The organism is Rhodococcus sp. NBC_00294, assembly GCF_036163995.1.
Lineage (GTDB): Bacteria > Actinomycetota > Actinomycetes > Mycobacteriales > Mycobacteriaceae > Rhodococcoides.
In genome coordinates this window covers 4179011-4196128 of sequence record NZ_CP108043.1, presented here as the reverse complement: position 1 = coordinate 4196128, position 17118 = coordinate 4179011, and the positions used below count along the sequence as shown (strand labels likewise).

General features: G+C 69.9%; 13 protein-coding genes. 2 read left to right on the top strand and 11 right to left on the bottom strand.

Annotation, left to right across the window (positions count from 1 at the left end):
• Entirely contained in the window at positions 1-1176 is a 1176-nt protein-coding gene (locus OHB23_RS19615; RefSeq protein ID WP_027504134.1) for a cation:proton antiporter, read from the top strand.
• On the opposite strand, the gene OHB23_RS19610 is transcribed toward OHB23_RS19615, so the two are convergent.
• From OHB23_RS19610 to OHB23_RS19600, 3 genes are all read right to left on the bottom strand, one after another.
• Positions 1091-1624: a J-domain-containing protein gene (locus tag OHB23_RS19610; RefSeq protein WP_027504133.1), complete on the bottom strand. Its 534-nt coding sequence runs from the start codon at positions 1622-1624 to the stop codon at positions 1091-1093. The genes OHB23_RS19615 and OHB23_RS19610 overlap by 86 nt on opposite strands.
• Before the next feature lie 27 nt (positions 1625-1651).
• Positions 1652-4036, bottom strand: coding sequence for an ATP-binding protein (locus tag OHB23_RS19605; protein WP_328810209.1), 2385 nt, complete (start codon positions 4034-4036; stop codon positions 1652-1654).
• 136 nt (positions 4037-4172) lie between these two features.
• Positions 4173-5423: a L,D-transpeptidase gene (locus OHB23_RS19600; RefSeq protein ID WP_328810208.1), complete on the bottom strand. Its 1251-nt coding sequence runs from the start codon at positions 5421-5423 to the stop codon at positions 4173-4175.
• A gap of 124 nt (positions 5424-5547) precedes the next feature.
• Here OHB23_RS19600 and zwf point away from each other — a divergent pair, with 124 nt between their 5' ends.
• A complete protein-coding gene (gene zwf, locus OHB23_RS19595) occupies positions 5548-7005 on the top strand; it encodes a glucose-6-phosphate dehydrogenase (protein ID WP_328810207.1) in 1458 nt (485 codons plus the stop codon).
• 1 nt (position 7006) lies between these two features.
• Here the strand turns inward: zwf and OHB23_RS19590 are convergent, their stop codons facing one another.
• From OHB23_RS19590 to OHB23_RS19555, 8 genes are all read right to left on the bottom strand, one after another.
• Positions 7007-8212, bottom strand: coding sequence for a lipase family protein (locus OHB23_RS19590; RefSeq protein WP_328810206.1), 1206 nt, complete (start codon positions 8210-8212; stop codon positions 7007-7009).
• A gap of 6 nt (positions 8213-8218) precedes the next feature.
• Complete coding sequence (locus tag OHB23_RS19585) at positions 8219-9511, bottom strand: hypothetical protein (RefSeq protein WP_328810205.1); 1293 nt, start codon at positions 9509-9511, stop codon at positions 8219-8221.
• Complete coding sequence (locus tag OHB23_RS19580; protein WP_027504128.1) at positions 9498-10610, bottom strand: glycosyltransferase; 1113 nt, start codon at positions 10608-10610, stop codon at positions 9498-9500. The genes OHB23_RS19585 and OHB23_RS19580 overlap by 14 nt, the downstream gene beginning before the upstream one ends.
• Positions 10597-11862, bottom strand: coding sequence for a hypothetical protein (locus OHB23_RS19575; protein ID WP_200933706.1), 1266 nt, complete (start codon positions 11860-11862; stop codon positions 10597-10599). Before OHB23_RS19575 ends, OHB23_RS19580 begins: the two co-directional genes overlap by 14 nt.
• Positions 11863-12139: 277 nt before the next feature.
• Positions 12140-13225 carry a glycosyltransferase family 4 protein gene (locus OHB23_RS19570; protein ID WP_328810204.1) on the bottom strand — a complete coding sequence of 362 codons (1086 nt, stop codon included), beginning with the start codon at positions 13223-13225 and terminating at the stop codon, positions 12140-12142.
• Positions 13222-14772: a flippase gene (locus OHB23_RS19565; protein WP_081821048.1), complete on the bottom strand. Its 1551-nt coding sequence runs from the start codon at positions 14770-14772 to the stop codon at positions 13222-13224. The genes OHB23_RS19570 and OHB23_RS19565 overlap by 4 nt, the downstream gene beginning before the upstream one ends.
• Positions 14772-15824, bottom strand: coding sequence for a glycosyltransferase family 4 protein (locus OHB23_RS19560; protein ID WP_056447022.1), 1053 nt, complete (start codon positions 15822-15824; stop codon positions 14772-14774). The genes OHB23_RS19565 and OHB23_RS19560 overlap by 1 nt, the downstream gene beginning before the upstream one ends.
• Positions 15734-17107, bottom strand: coding sequence for an O-antigen ligase family protein (locus tag OHB23_RS19555; RefSeq protein WP_285188042.1), 1374 nt, complete (start codon positions 17105-17107; stop codon positions 15734-15736). Before OHB23_RS19555 ends, OHB23_RS19560 begins: the two co-directional genes overlap by 91 nt.
• Positions 17108-17118: the final 11 nt, after the last annotated feature.

The following is a 17118-nucleotide window of genomic DNA, read 5'->3' as shown; positions in this document are numbered from 1 at the left end:
GTGGGAGAGACTGCGCTCGGACTGACCGAGCTGGGCGCTGTCTTCTTCGCGCTGGGGTTGCTCGCCAGGCTCGCTTCGCGGATCGGCATGTCCCCCATCCCGTTCTATCTGCTCGCCGGGTTGTTCTTCGGCAACGGCGGCATCGTCGAGCTCGACGGCATCGACGACTTCACCCATCTCGCGAGCGAGATCGGCGTGGTGCTGCTGCTCCTGCTCCTCGGGCTCGAGTACACCGCGAACGAACTGGTCACCGGGCTGCAACGGTCGTGGACCGCGGGCCTGGTCGACCTGGTGCTGAACTTCGTGCCCGGTGCGGTGACAGCGCTGATTCTCGGCTGGGGACCGATCGGCGCCCTGGTGCTCGGCGGTGTCACCTACATCTCGTCGTCCGGCATCGTCGCCAAGGTGCTCGGTGACCTGGGCCGACTGGGCAACCGCGAGACGCCCGTCGTGCTGTCGATCCTGGTGTTCGAGGACCTCATGATGGCGCTCTATCTGCCGATCCTCACCGCGGTGCTCGGCGGCGTCAGCATTCTCGGCGGCGCCGAGGCCGTGGGGATCTCCCTGTTGGTCGTCGCCGTCGTGCTGGTCGTCGCACTGCGGTACGGGTGGGTGGTGTCGAAGGTGGTCGCCAGCCGGGACCGAGAGGTGGTGCTGCTGAAAGTCTTCGGGCTCGCCCTCCTGGTGGCCGGAATCGCGTCGGCGATGCAGGTGTCCGCGGCCGTTGGGGCGTTCCTGCTCGGGATCGCCATCTCGGGATCCACCGCCCAGGCCGCCACCCGGGTGCTCGAGCCCTTGCGTGACCTGTTCGCGGCCATCTTCTTCGTCGTGTTCGGGTTCAACACCGACCCGCGCTCGATCCCGCCCGTCCTCGGGTACGCGGTGCTGCTCGCGGTCATCACCGCGGTGACCAAGGTGGCTACCGGCGCGTGGGCCGCGAAGCAGATCGGCGTGGGACAGCTGGGCCGGATGCGTGCCGGGGCAGCACTGATCGCGCGCGGCGAGTTCTCCATCGTCATCGCGGGTCTGGCCGTCGCGGCCGGCGCCGTGGAGAGCGAGCTGGCCGCACTCGCCACGGCCTACGTGCTGATCATGGCCGTCGCCGGACCCATCGCAGCCAGGGTCGTCGAGCCCGTGACGCTGCGCGTGCTGGCGGCGCGGGGTCCGACGTCATGAGACCGGCCTGTTGCAGCGATGCCTTCTTCGCCGCGAGCGCTGCCCGAGCCGCTGACCGGTCCCGGGTCCACTGCGCGACCACCTCGTCGGCGTCGACGCGGCCGATGGGTACCTGAGGTCCCACGGGCGCCCGCAGCCAGTCCATGATGCGCGCGTTCAGATCCTTGACGATCGCACGGACCGCGTCCTCGGACCGTACGTCCCGCAGCGCCTCCGGGAGACGCTCGACCTCCTTGCGCAGGCGGAGCGGCGTCGGCAGAAGAGCATCGCCCGAGAGGTTCTCGCGCTTCAGATACCCCCGCACCCAGGACAACTCGTCGGTGCTCGACGGCGGGATCGGCTTGCCGAGGCCCGGCAGGTTCTCGAAGGCGCCGTTCTCCTGAGCGGACGCGATCTGCCGGTCCACCCACGTCTGGACACTGATGTCCGACGGCTTGCGTTCCGTCATGCGACGAGACCTCCTGCGCTGCTGTGCCTATCCGACGGGGTCGGACCCGAGCTCCTCCACGAAGTCGCGGACCAGTTGCTCCGCGATCACCCGAGCCTTGACGTTGGCGGCCTGACTCATCGTCGCGATGTGGTCGAAGGCCGCCTCCGGCGACATCCGCTGCGTGACCATCAGCAGGCCCACTGCCTGACTCAGGACACTGCGGCTGTCGAGCGCCGTGCGCAGCGAGGACACCTCGCGTTGCGCGCTGCCGAGCAGCTGCTCCCGCAACCGGGCGAGCTCGAGGTGCACCCGGACACGTGCGACGAGCTCCGCCGGCTGGAACGGCTTGGTCACGTAGTCGTCCGCACCGAGGCGGAGGCCTTCGACGACCGACTCGGATCCCGCACGTGCACTGAGCAACACGATCGGGACGCGCACCAGCCGGCCGTCGGACCTCGCCTCGTCGACGAGCGAGAGACCGGAGCGTCCCGGCAGCATGATGTCGCTGAGGATGACGTCCGGCGGGTGGGCGCGGGCGTGCGCCATCGCGGAGTCGACATCGGCGAACATGGTCACGTGCCAGTTCTGTTCGCGGAGCAGTCCGACGAGGTAGTCGCGCATGTCGGCGTTGTCCTCGACGAGCACCACCTGGCGCTGATCGGGTGTCGGATCGGTCCGGACGCCGTCCAGCGGTCGCCAGGTGTCGGCTTCACCGATGTACCCGGCGCCCAACGCTTCCGCGACCTCCTGTGTGGTGGCGTCGGAGGCGGGCGGCGCGGACGCCACCGTGCGGGGAAGCGTCACGGTGAACGTGGATCCCGTGCCGTCCGGGCCGTCGCTCACGTCGATGGTGCCGTGCAGGGCGGCCACGAGGTCGCGCACCAGGGAGAGTCCGACGCCGGACCCCTCGCGGCTGCGACCGGCGGCGGCCGCGACCTGATAGAACCGGTCGAAGATCTTCGCTCGGTCGGCCTCGGGGACACCCGGCCCGGTGTCCGTGACCGTCAACGTCACCGTGTCCGCGTCGTCTCGCAGGCTCACGGTCACCGATCCCGCCGTCGTGAACTTGACCGCGTTGGACACCAGGTTCATCACCACGTGAGTCCACATCGTGCGGTCCATCTCGGCGAAGCGGTGGGTGACGCCGTCGAGTGCGAGGTGCAGTTCCACGCCGGCCCGCGCCGTCGCGTCGCGGAACATCGAGGCGCAGTCCGTGGTGAGCGAGACGATGTCGGTCGGTTCGAGAGACACGACGAATCCGTCGGCATCGCCGCGTGCGACGTCGAGCAGGGTGTCCACCAGTCGCTGCAGTCGCAGTGCCGCGCGCCGCGCGGTCTGCAGCGATCGCACCCGGTGCGGCGGCAGCGGGTTCTCCTGATCGTCCACCACGTCGCCCAACGGACCCAGGAGCAGCGTCAGCGGGGTGCGGAACTCGTGGCTGACGTTCTCGAAGAACCGGGTCTTGGCAGCATCCAGCTCTTCCAGGTCGCGAGCCCGGCGGCGTTCTGCCGCATACGAGTACGCATCCGTCAGCGCCGTCGAGATGCGTCCGGCCACCAGATCGAGGAACACGCGGTACGGCTCGTCGAAGCGCCGCAACGCGCTGATGCCGGCCACGAGAACGCCGACGGGTCGGCCCGACGACGCGTGCAGGGGGAGCACGACGGCGGTCGTGCCCACGATCTCGCCGACACCGCTGTTGCTGACGCGATCGATCACGTCGCGATCGACGGTCGTGGCGGTGTGCGGCCGACCGGGGAGCGTCGCGGACGTCGAGGCGACGGGACGGATCTCGCCGAGTTCCGCGTCGTGGGTGGTGCGGAGGTGGATGGACGCGAACGGCACGTCGGCCTCGTTGCCGGCGAGCAGGTCCAGTGACGCCCGGCAGACGTCGTCGATGTCGCGGGAGGCCACGGAGATCGAGCCCAGCTCGTGCAGCACCGACATGCGGCGCTCCGCCAGCACCTGCTGGGTCACGTCGGTGGTGGCGACGAAGACCCCGTTCACCGTGTCGCCGGAACCGAGGATCGGGCTGTAGGAGAACGTGAAGAACGTCTCCTCGAGGTAGCCGAAACGGTCCAGCAGGACGCGCTGACGGGTGCGATGGACGGCGGTGCCGCGCAGGGCGTCGTGCGCCAACGGGCCGAGCTGCTCCCAGCCGACGCGCCAGCAGTCCGCGGCGCGCTGGCCCACGGCCTCGGGAAACAGGTCGCCTGCCATCGGGGTGTAGGCGTGGTTGAAGAGCTGGACCAGATCCTCGCCCCACCACACGAGCTGTCCCACCTCGGACGGGAACAGCGTGCGGATGGCGGTCACCAGTGCGTCCGGCCAGTTCTCGACCGGTCCGAGTGACGTCGTCGACCAGTCGAACTCGCGATGGGCGGTCGAGGTGGCGTCCGTGCCGGGGAACAGCTCGTCGCGGGTCGTCACGCGACCACGTGCATCATGCGAGCACACCCGTCATGCGCTGTGTGCTGTCGTCGTCCCCGGCATTCCTGATGAACCTTCCTCGCGCGTCTCCGTACAGTGTAAAGGTGCGCGCGGGGTGGTGACGACTGCGAGCGGATCAGGCCAGCGCACTCCCGGCGAGCCACTCGGACCACGGGACGCTCCAGTCACCGTTCTGCCACTGCTGCAGCGGTGCACCGCCGGTGTCGCGCACCTCGACGACGTCGCCGGGCACCGAGAAGTCGTAGAACCAGGACGCGTTGGCCCGGCTCAGGTTGAGGCAGCCGTGCGAGACGTTGGTGTTGCCCTGCGCCCACACGGTGTCCTCGAGTTCGTGCAGGTAGATGCCGTCGTTGCTGATGCGCGTCGCGTAGTTGATCGACTCCTTGTACCCGAGGCGCGAGTTCACCGGCAGCCCGTACGTCGAGGAGTCCATGATCACCGGGTTCGCCTTGTCCAGCACGGTGTAGACGCCGGGCTGAGTCCAGAACGTCAACGTCTGGCCACCGACGGTCTCGCTGCCGCCCATGCCCATCGACGTGGGCATGGTGCGCACGAGCGTGCCGTTCTCGTACACCTCTACCTGCTTGGTGTCGTCGTCGGCGACGGAGACGTGCGAGTCGCCGATGGTGAACGACGTGGTGACGTCCTCCTGTCCGAAGAGGCCCTCACCGACCTCGACGCCGTACACCTTCGCGGAGATGGTCACCGCGGTTCCGGGCGTGTAGTAGTTCTCCGGCCGCCAGTGGACGTTCTGGTCGTCGGCCCAGTACCAGGATCCGGTCACGGCGGGCGTGGTCTGGACGGACAGCGTGCGCTCGGCGGCGGCGCGGTCACCGATGGGCTCGTCGAAGTGCACCACCGCGACGATGCCGACGCCGAAGGTGCCCCCGTCCGTGAGCAGGTTGCCGCCCGACGTCACGAAGGACGGCAGCGTGTAGTTGTCCGGCTCCACGGTCGTGAACGTGCTCGTCTGCTCGTGCGCGGCGCCGTCGGTCGCCTCGGTGTCGATCTCCAGTGAGTACTGCTTCCCGTAGCCGAGCGTGGTGGCCGGCTTCCAGGTGGATCCGTCGGGTGTCACGACCCCGTCGACGACGACACCGTCCGCGTTCGTCATCCGCACCGCGGTGATGGTGCCGTTCGACGCCGTCACGCTCACCGGCGCGAGCGGGTTGACGTCGGCCGCGCCGTCCTGCGGGTCGAGGGTGAGGGTCGGCGCGGGTGCGGCCTGCGTCGTCTCCGGCGCGCCGCCGGAATCACCTCCCGAGCCGCCGTCACTCGATCCGATGGTGCAGGCCGAGGCCAGCAACATCACGAACGCGAGGCACGCCAGGAGAACGGTGCGGAGAAGGGCAGGACGGGACGACATGCGGGTGCTCCGTAAGGTGCGGAATCGGGCAGCGCGACGACACGGCGCTGACCACCACGGTAGCGCGTGCGCGGCGCTCACCCCCGCCGAGCGGGAGTGCGGGTTCGATGGAAGCATCGCGGGCATGACCACGACTCGCCGCCGATCCTCCGTCCCGGACGCGTTGCCGCCCCAGGTGGTCGTCCTCTTCGGTGCCACCGGAGACCTGGCCAAACGCAAGCTGCTCTCGGGGATGATGCACCTCGTCCTGTCCGAACTGGCGCCGCGGATGCGCGTCGTCGGTACGTCGTTGCAGGAGATGACGTCGGACGAGTTCCGAGCGATGGCGAAGGAGGCGATCGAGCAGTTCTCCACGCGCACACCGACGGAGGACGAGTGGGACCGCTTCGCGACTCGCCTGACCTACGTGCCCCAGACCGCCGGCCCGCAGGCGTTGTCGGACGCGGTGGCAGCGGCGGAGAAGGAACTTGGGGACGGCGTGCAGCGGCTGCACTATCTGTCGGTACCGCCGTCCGCGGCGCTCGCCGTCATCGACATGCTCTCCGAGGCGACGCTCGTCGAGCGGGCCCGCATCATCATGGAGAAGCCGTTCGGCACCGATCTCGCCAGCGCCGTCGCGCTCAACGCGGCTGTGCACGAGACCTTCGCCGAGGAGCAGATCTTTCGCATCGACCACTTCCTCGGCAAGGAGCCGGCGCAGAACATCCTCGCGTTCCGCTTCGCCAACGGTCTCTTCGAGCCGATCTGGAACCGCACGTTCATCCAACACGTGCAGATCGACGTGCCCGAGACTCTGGGACTGGACGGCCGCGCCGGCTTCTACGAGTCGACGGGTGCCTTCAAGGACATGGTGGTGACCCACCTGTTCCAGGTACTGGCCTTCACGGCCATGGAACCGCCCACCGCGCTGGAACCCGAGGCGATCAAGGAGGAGAAGAACAAGGTCTTCCGCTCCATGCTTCCCCTCGATCCGCGGAACGTCGTGCGCGGCCAGTACTCCGGCTACCGCAGCGAGAAGGACATCGCCCCCGACTCGGACACCGACACCTTCGTCGCCCTGAAGTGCCACATCGACAACTGGCGGTGGGCGGGTGTGCCGTTCTATCTCCGGACCGGCAAGAAGCTGGCCGAGGGGCAGCGCATCATCTCGATCGCGTTCCGGGAGCCGCCCAAGTCGATGTTCCCGGCGGGCTCCGGCGTCGGCGCCCAGGGGCCGGACCACCTGACCTTCGACCTCGCCGACTCGTCGAAGGTGTCGCTCTCCTTCTACGGTAAGCGGCCGGGCCCGGGCATGCGCCTGGACAAGCTCAGCATGCAGTTCGCGCTGCACGAGACGGAGAGTGCCGCAGACGTTCTGGAGGCGTACGAGCGGCTGATCCTCGATGCGATGCACGGGGATCACACGCTGTTCACCACGTCCGAGGGCATCGAGCGGCTGTGGGAGGTCTCGGCACCGCTGCTCGAGGACCCGCCGCCCGTCCGGTCCTACGCGCCGGGATCGTGGGGTCCCAACGCGATCCACAGTCTGGTCGCGCCCGATGCGTGGCGGCTGCCGTTCGAGCGCGAGTGGCGCGGGGAGTGACCTAGTTGCAGGTACTCGGCGCCGGTGTCCCGGCGAACCGGCCGTCCAGCCATTCCGCCGGCGCACTTCCGAGGTTCAGGATGCCGTGGCCCTGCCCCGGTGCCTCGCGGAGCTCGATGGTGTCGCCGAGTGCGCACGCTCGCTGCACCGCGGCCACCGTCCACTCCGGGAGTGCGAGTCGATCCAGTTCGCCGTAGCCGACGAACATGGGCGCGGTCGCCGCGGCGCCCGGCACTCCGGCCTCGGTGAGCCACGCGCGCAGACGATCTGCGGCGGCCTCGTCCACCGGTGCGTAGTCCGCCGGTGTGACAGACTCGGCGATCGCGCTCTCGAGACCGTCGTTCTCGCCCTCGCAGGCGGCGAAGACGTCCCGACGTTCGTACAGCACACCGCGGAGGTAGTCGGTCACCTGGAGGTCGGGGTGCGCGACGGACAGCCCTGTCAGGACCGACGGCACCAGCGCGACCTGTTCGGCGGTGAGTGTTCCGGCCACCATCGCGTCGACGAGCGGGCTCAGGTCGGTCGCGGGGGACATGCTGATGGTGCCGACGAGGCGGAGTCCGTCGCCGTAGTCGGCGGCCCGTTCGTTGGCGGCCCACACCGCCTGCCCGCCCTGGGAGACGCCGTAGCCGATCCAGGAGTCGGACGCCGTCGGTTCCACCTCGCGCGCTGCGCGCACCGCGTCGATCACGTTGTTGCCGGCCGTGGCGGCATCGAGGTACGGGTGCGGACCCGGGGTGCCCAGGCCCTCGTAGTCGGTCATGGCGACCACGTAACCGTTGGCGAGGAAGGGGATCACGGTGGTGAGCGCCCCCAGCAGCCCGATGTGGGTGGACGGCGCGCACCGACTGTCGGTACCGGTGGTCGCGTGGCCGACGGAGACGACCGGCCACCCACCCGCCGGTGGGTCGCCGCGAGGAACGAGGACCAGCCCGCTCACCTCGGTGGCGGAGCCGTCGATGCCGGAGGTCGAACGGTAGAGCACCGTCTTCGACACCGCTGTCAGGGTGGCGAGCGCGGGATAGCCCGCGAAGTCACGGGGGGTGCCCAGCAGTGAGCCGGCGGCGACGTCGGCGAGAGAGTCGACGGCCGTCTCCGGGTCCGACTCTCCGGGCAGCCCAGCGCAACTCGCGCAGAGGACGGCCAACACCGACAGCCAGGTCAGCACGACGTGACGGCGCGCGGTCGTCGTCTCGATCGCGGCCACCGCACGTCACTCCCCGTCGGAGCGCAGGTCGGCCGTGTTCCGGCTCAGCAGGCCGACGGGATCGGCACACGCGCGGGCGAGGGCACGGTCGACCGTCTCGGTCTCGATCATGCCGCTGCAGAACGACGCCGAGTACGAACGTCCGCCCTGGACCTGCGAGACGAGGATCGAGATGCCGTCCGGGCCGTCGGGTTCGAGAGAAGCCGTCATCTGACGGGGCCGACCGTCGTCGAGCCAGGGAAGATGGTCGTAGATCGAGAGGGTGCCCAGGTCGCTCACCGCGAGTCGCGGTCGGTCGGGCACCGTGACGACGTCCTCGCTCGGCGCCGGTGCCGGGGCTGTCCGGTGACCCTTGAGAGTTGCTCGGGCATCGGCCATTCCGAGCACGGCGATGGGCCAGCCGGAGTCGATGACCTGCTTCATGACACCGGCGACGTCACCCGGCGTCGGCAGCACGGGCAGGCGGACCGGGATACCGATCGCGAAGTTGCCGTGTTCCGCGCGGTGCTTCTCGTCGAGGTACCGGCGGCAGTTGAAGAGGATCATGACGTGCTCGTCGAGGGGGACACCCTCGGAGCGCAGAGCGGCGACGAGCAGAGCCACCGACACCGACGCGCCGGTGGCGCCCGGCGCGTTCGCCTTCGACCACGATCGCAGTTCCGCCACCTGTTCGGGACGCATGTAGGCCGCGCGCGTGGTCTTCGACGATTCCCAGTGCTCGATACGGCGCGTCGGCGCCCCGTCGGCCGTCGCGTCACGCCGTTTGTGGACGGCGCGCAGGCGCCGGAAGTCCTGCAGGGCACGAGGGTTGGATCGGTAGTGCCGCCGCAGAGCACTCCACGTGGCGTTTCTCGGCAGCGACGGCGCCATGCTGCGTGCGATCGCGAAGCCGGGGTCGCTCGCGGCGGCGCCGACCAGCAGTACACCGAGCTGACCGTCGCCCACGCCGTGGGAGTAGTGGACCACGGCGTAGTCACCGCACAGCACGATCTCCACGGGGGCGCGTACACCGTCGCGGGTGCGCACCCGGTCCATCAGCTCACCGAGGTCGTCGGTGGCCAGATCCGGCCTGCTGGTGACGGCAGTGCCGGCGCCGATGTCGGTGCGGTACGCCCAGTTCCGACTGTCCGAGCGGGGATCGAGCCGGATGCGGGAGGTGGGAGACGCGTTCTCCGCCGCGGCGAGCATCGCCCGCGCAGCGTCGACGTCGAGACCCGCCGTCGGCCCGACGACGGCGAGGGTCTGCGCGGACGCGAAGGTGCGGTCGAGTTCGGTCGACGGGTACTCAGACTGCGGCATCGATCACCTCCTGCATCCGTGAGCGGAAGTTGGCTCGCGAGAAGCCTTCCGCCCAGACGCGGATCTGCGCTCGATCGAACTGGGCCGGGTCGAACGACGTCATGGCGTCGGCGAAACCGGTGACGATCTCGTCGTCGGTACCGGGCTGCACGTGCAATCCGGTGGTGCCGTGGATGACCGAGTCGACGGCACCACCCTCACCGAGCGCGATGACCGGGGTACCGGTGGCCATCGACTCGACGGGAACGATGCCGAAGTCCTCGATGCCGGGCATCAGCAGTGCACGCGTGGAGCGGTGGAGCTCGAGCAGCTTCTCGTGCGAGACGCGGCCGAGGAACACCGTCTTCGGTCCGGCGAGGGCGCGGCACTGCTCCATCGCGCGGCCGTCGCCGGCGACGATGAGCGGTACGTCCGCCAGGGCTGCCGCACGGATCGCGATGTCGGGACGCTTGTACGGCACCAGGCGACCGGCGAGCAGGAAGAAGTCCTCACGCTCCACCGTCGGATCGGGAGTGAAGCCCTCGGTGTCGACGGGTGGGTGCACCACCACGGCGTCGTCTCGTCCCCACCAGCGCGAGATGCGGTCCGCGACGGCGGTCGAGTTGGCGACGACGGTGGTCAGACGCGGCGCGGCTCCTGTCTCGCAGCGCCGTGCGACGGCCGACAGTGCCGTGAGGATCGCGGCACCTGCGCGGCCGCCGCCCTCACCCGCCCGCAGTTCCGGATCCCACGCCCAACGCGCCGGGCTGTGCACGTAGGCGATGACGGGAGCGTCGGTCGCGTGCACGGCCTGCGTCGCGAAGGCGTGGTGGCTCACGACGACGGCCTCGGCGTCGCGCAACGGCAGACGACGGAACGCCGTCGGCATCAGCGGCAGGACCGGGGCGTAGGACCGCTGACCGATGCCGTTGTAGATCGAGTTGAGCCACGTGGTGTTCGGCGGCGTGGTCAGCCCGGCGGGAGTTCCCTCGGGACGGGCGATGGGTGCGTACACGCGCGCGCCCGGCCACTGCAGAGCGAGCTGTTCGACGACGTGCTCGGATCCGGCGATCTCGGTGAAGCGCTCGTGGACGATCGCGATCTTGTCAGTGTCTGGCATTGTGTCCGACCTGTTCCTCGGGGCGCTGGGAGGCCGTGCGTCCACCCGGGGCGGGATCGGACCGGCGCTTGCGGCCGGACGGTTGCACGACGAGGTGAGTGTGGATGCCGAACGTCCGCAGCTGCTTCAGCACTCCCTCGGCAGCTCGGCGGTCGCGTCCACCGGACGACAGTAGTACCACCGCGGTCTCGACGTCGTGCACGTCGACGAAGGTCCACCACTCGCTCGTGAGGTCGGCCCCGACGAGTGCGTCCGGGTGGCGGGGCTGCCCGCCCGTGGAGAGGGAGGTGGGAGCCGGATACACGGCGTCGTCACCGACGAGTACCAGCACGTTCTGCTCGATGCGACCGTGAGCGGCGTGGCGAGCGCCGGCCGACCGGGTGCCGTTGCCGTTGCTGCCGTTCCCGTTGGACGACGACGCGCCCCGGTCCGACGCGGCCACCGTCGCGGCGACGATGGGCGGCAGGCCCGTGGTCACCTTCGGATCGAAGTCGGCCTGGTACTTGCGAGCGACGCGGCGGGCCCACGCGGGCCGCGGACGACGCCCGAGTCGACTGCGCAGCAACACGATCAGCTCGGCGGCGACGATGAACGCCACCAGACCCGCGACGGAGGCCTCCGAGGCCGGCATCGGTGAGACGGGGGCGGTGCTCTGCTCGGGCACGGCGAGCACCACCAGCTGGTTCCCGCCGCCCGTGCTCTGGAGCTGTGTCAGCTGGTCGCGGAGGTCGGCGAGCGACTGGTCCGACGCGGAGCGGGCGGGGTCGCCCGGGATGAGCTGGGAGTTGCGCGCCTCCTCGGCGGCAATCGAGGCCTGGACCTGCTCGAGCTGCCCCTGTGCGTTGCGGGCGGCGTTGGCCGACGACGCCTGCGACACCGTGGTCACCGTGGTGCGGGCGACCTCGAGGGCGAGCTCGGGGGAGTCCGCGGTGACGGTGAAGGTGAGCAGCGCCGGCGACGTTCCCGGGGCGAGCTCGAGGTGGGAGGCGAGCTCACCGGCGTCCCAGCCGGTGTCGACCTGCGACAGCACCTGATCGAGCACGTCGTTGTCCGCGGCCAGCCCGATGAACGGGGCGCGCAGCTGCTCGATGAACGCGTCGCCGGGGATCACCTCGCCGGTCGCCCGGATCTCCGTCACGACGGATGCCGCGTACTGCTTCTCGGTGCCGTACTCGCGGAGGGCGAAGACGCCGGCGCCGACGATCAGCGCGATGATCAGAGCGGGAAGGAACGCGCGTCCCAGTTCCCGCATGTGCCCGGCGAGATCTATCGGCGGAGGTACGTCTCCGCGGTGCACGGGGTCGTCTACGGGCGCCAACCGAATCTCCTCGAGTTGCTGGTGCGCGTGCGGTCATGCCCGGTCGACGGCATGTCCCATTCGATACTACGCAGGGACGGAGACCATTCCTGCGTAGGTGAATTGCCGTGTGTCACCGTTCGGGAGATCGGTTCGCGGGCCGTCGTGAAACCGACGCGGTACCCATTCTGGGCGCGTGAGGAATGGCTGATGGCTCTTTCTGTCGTGGCATTCATGCGGTCAATTCCGTCAACAGTCGGGGGAGGGTGATCGAGATGTCGTGACGCGTCGCGACGGTGTCCCGCGCGCGTGCTCCCATGTCCGCGCGCGCCGCGTCGTCGCCGAGCACCCTTCGCAGAGCGTCGGCCAGTGCCGCCGCGTCACCCGGCGGGACCAGCACGCCCTCCCCGCGAGCGAGGAACTCGGTGGGACCGCCGTGATCGGTGGCCACCACCGGCACCCCGTGGGACATGGCCTCGAGGACGGACAGGGGCCCCGCCTCGGGGAGAACGCTGGCCGACACCACGACGTCCCACCGGCGCAGCGCGCTGTCGGGATCGACGTGCCCGAGGAAGCGGACACGTCCCGCGAGATCGGGACGTGCTGCCCGCGTGTGCAGTTCGTCGACGTACGCCTGATCGCCGGAGAAGCTGCCGCCCGCCAGTTCGACCACCACGTCGTCGAGCCTCGCGACCGCGTCGAGCAGAACGAGGTGCCCCTTCCACGGAGTGAGGAGCGCGAGCATGCCCACGACGGGCGGCGAGTGCGTGGGGGCGGCGAAATCCTCCACGGGCCACGGCACGCCGTAGGGCACGATCTCCACCTCGATGCCGAGGTCGCGTACCGGTGCCGCCGCGGCGGACGTGCACGCGACCGCGCGGCGGACGGCGCCTCGACTCGCCGACGCCACGGCGCGCTGGCGTCCCGCCGCGATCGCATCGTGCACCAGCCAGGCGACACCGTGCGGTGGCCGGGCGAGTCGCGCTGCGGGCAGGGCGAACAGCGAGTTGACGACGGTGTGGGTCGCCGGCCGTCGCGTCACCGCACGCAGCGTCCGTGCGGCGGACACCCACCGCGCCGCCATCCTCGCCGCGGCGCCGATGCGGGCGACTCCCTGCTCTCCGCCCAGGCCCAGCTCGGGGATCGCGACGTGCACCGCGGCGTCGGGCAGCGCCTCGGACAGCGCCCCGACGGGACAGACGACGGTGACTCCGCCCGGCCCCCGCAGTGCCTCGGACACCAGCGACAGCAGCATCTTCTCGGCACCCGAGATGTTCGCGGTGTGCGCGACGAACACGGTGGTGCGATCCGGAGTCACGAGGCGACCTCCGGGGCAGGAGAGTTGCTGCGCGAGTCACGCTTGGTCAGGAGGAACCCGCACGCGGCGACCAGGAGCGCCGCGACGACCGAGATCAGGAACCACAGGGACGGTGCCGCGTCGACGAGCAGTGTCGCCCCGACCGTCACCGCGGCCGTGACGGCGGCGAGCACGAGGATCGGCGACACGGCGAGCAGCCCCGACATGGGCATGCTGCGCTCGATCACGACCCACAGCATGATCACCGTGACACCGAACGTGACGACGGTGGCGATGGCGGATCCGTTGTAGGACAACCTCGGGATGAGCGCGACGTTGAGACCGATGTTGAGAGCGAGGCCGAACAGCGCGACGAGCGGGTAGTGCCGCTGCATCCCCGCGGAGGCGAGCAGGAAGATGCCGAGCAGGATGAGCGACATGATCGCGGCACCGAGGACGAGGAGCCGTGCCGCGTCGGAACCGGGAGCGAAGCGCTCGCCGTAGAGCAGGCGGATGAGCGGCTCGGCAGAGGGCCAGAAGCCGGCGACGGCGACGGCGCCGAAGGTCGCGAAGTACAGTCCCGCGGAACGGGATCGGGCGCGGAACGTGGCCGTCTCGCTCGGCCAGGCCGCCACGAGGAGGGTGCTCACCGGCGCCACGGCGGCCAGCGCGATGGTGTCCATCATGTCGGAGAACTTGTAGCCGATGGAGTACAGGCCGACCGCGTCGAAGGTGTCGAGAAGGCTCAGCATCAGGACGTCGATCTTCAGCATCGCGATGGTCAGCGCGAAGCCGATCGCGAGGGGAATCGCCTCGCGGAGGTAGGCACCCCACCGGTGGACGTCGATGTGACGAGACGGGCGCAAGCCCACCGACCGCCGCCGCACCGCGAGACCCTTGCCGACCGCGCGGAACGCCTCGTTGAGCACGGCCGGCAGCACGAAGATCAGCAGCACCGGCGCGAAGACGGCGGCGAGGATCGTGAGCACCAACTGCAGGCCCTGGCCCAGGCTCTCGATGACCGCGACCAGCAACAGTCGATGGCGAGCCTGGAACAGCACGGAGAGTGCGTGGGACGGCGTCGCGAACACCACGACGAGGCCGCCCAGAGCGGTCGCCGCGATGACCTCACCCGGGTACTGCAGCACCACGACGTAGCCGACGGCGAGCACGTACCCCACGAGTCCGAGCACGGTGCGCAGTGCGAGGAACGACGAGGCGGTGCGGCCGATCTCCTCGGCGTCGTCGTCCATCAGTCGGGCCAGGACGACGCGGCCGACGCCGAGGTCGGTGACGACTGACATGAGTCCGAGCAGCGCGAAGACGAAGCTGAACTGACCCCACCCCTCGGGGCTCAGCGAGCGGGCCACGATGACGCTGCCCACCCAGCCGAGTCCCGCCACGATCACGCGGGAGATCAGCACCGCCGCGGTCGCCCGCGCCGCCGCCTTCGGATCGGCGGCGAGCGCGCGATAGTCGGGTGCCGTGGTCTCAGGTGCCGTCGTCTCAGGTTCGGGGGTCTCGGGTTCGGGGATCACGGCACCCTCGACGGTGATGTCGTCGTCCATCAGAGCAGGCCTGCGTCCCGATAGGCGTCCGCGGTGCGCTCGGCGGTCCGGGCCCACGTCAGGTCGGCCATCGCGTGCAGGGCCTCGGTCACCAGGTCCGCGCGCGCCGTCTCGTCGAACATCAACGGGCTCAGTGCCTCCGCCCAGTCGTCGACCCGCTCGTTGTCGAGCAGCACGGCGCCCTTGCCGACCACCTCGGGCAGGGCGCCCACCGCGCTCGCGACCACGGCGCCGCCGCACGCCATCGCTTCGACCGGGGGCAGCCCGAAGCCCTCGTAGCGCGACGCGTACGCGGTGACGGTCGCCGCCGCGTACAGCGCGGGCAGGTCCTCCACGTCGACGTAGCCGAGCCCGTTCGCGTAGCGGGGTGCGTCCGGGCCCGTGGACCCCGCGCCCGCCAGGAAGAAGGGCACGCCCAGCTTCTCGGCGGCGTCGGCGACCAACTGCACGTTCTTGCGCGGCTCCACGGTGCCCACCTGCATGACGAAGCGTTCGGGCAGACCGTACTTCGCGCGCACCGTCTCCACCGCGCCGTCCTCCGGGGGAACGGCCCAGGCTGCCGGGGCGAGTTCGACGACCGCGGCGTCGCGGCCGCTGACGGCCTTGATGCGGTCGGCGGTGAACTGCGAGACGGCGATGAGCAGGTCGGCCTTGCGCAGCGACCGTCGCACGAGGCGCTGTTCGCCGGCGGCGCGGAAGCGACTCGACGCGGACGGCATGTCGATGACCGAGATGTCGTGCACTGTGGCGACGGTGGCGCCCCGGCCGACGAGGGGAAGATCGACGTCGAGCCCGTGGACCACGTCGTGCGATCCGACCGGGAGCGCACCGAGCACCGCGCGGACGGCACCGCCGGACACCGGCCGGGGGAGCGCGTCGACGCCTGTCGGCAACTCGCCGATCGCGTCCTTCTGAACGACGGCGGCGAGGTCCGTTCCGGGGAGACGGCCGGGCAGCTCCCTCAGGAGCTCACGGATGTACGTCTGGACGCCGCTGCCGCCGGGACGGAGGGCGAGGGCCCCGAAAACGATTCGTGTTGTGCTGCTGCGCATCCCACAACTCCTAACAAGAGCCAGAAATAGACGTCGATAGGGAAGATCTCGAAATAGGTGGCCACCAGCGACGCGAACATCGCCGCGACGATGGAGGCGCCGACGCCGAGTGTCAGCGCGCCGTCCTGACCGGGGAGGGTGCGGGAGAGTCGCGTGCACCAGATCAGGGCGGTCACCAGGAGCGCGAGGACGGCCCACAGTCCGATCGGACCGAGTTCGAGAGCCGTCTTCACGTAGTAGTTGTCGGGCTGGTAGTTGGTGGACAGCCCGAGCGACCCGGTGATGTTCTCACCCTGCGCCGACGAGATCCGGTCCGCTGCCGCACCACTCGACCCGAGCCCCTCGCCGAGCCAGTGGGTGCGCACCTTCTCGATGACCTCGTTCCATCGACCGCCACGTTCGTTCAGGCTGCTCGACGAGAAGAAGACCGACGTGATCTTGGGGACGAACGGCAGGATCGCGCCGACGAGCGCCGCCATGATCACGAGCAGACCGCCGAGTGCGCGGAACCGGATGATGGTCATGTAGATCAGCCCGACCGCGAGTCCGAGCAGCGCCGCTCGCACGATGGCACTCGACATGGCGACCACCATGAACGGGCTCGCGCACAGGAACAGCAGGTTGCGCCGGCGCATGGGGTTCGCGAGCGCCACGGCTCCGCCGACGAGCAGCGACAGCATCACGTAGAGCCCGAACGGGAAGGGCAGGTTGAACGTGCTGAACGTGCGGAGCAGCCCGCCCGACGTCCGGACCTGGGTGCCGTACTCGTACCCGATCGCCACGAGCGCCGCCGGTCCCGCGAGCAACTGAGCGATGCCGACCAGGGACGTGAACGCGCCCATGCCCATGAGGATGCTGACGAGGTGGTCCCGGTCGCGGGCGTCGAACGGCGCGAGCCACAGGATCGCCACCAGCAGCAGGTAGAAGAACGTCACCTTGATGCCGACGAAGCCGATGATCCCGAACGACAGCAGTGCCGACGCGGTCCCGAACACCACGAACAGGGCTGCGGCCGGCCACCAGGGCATCAGCAGTGTCGGACGACGCGGGCCCAGCGCTCGACTGCGCCGGATCCAGGCGCTGCCGAGCGTGAAGATCACCAGGCCCTCCTTCCAGCCGGCGACGAAGCCGGGCAGCGGAAGGATGGCGAGGAGACCGTTCAGCGGGACGAACGCGGCCAGCAGCAGCACCCCGAGCTGCGGTCGGTGAAAGACCGCGCGTGCCACCAGGAACGCGACGACCAGCACGACGACCGCGGCGAGACCCTCGAGGACGATCAGCATGACGGGACCGC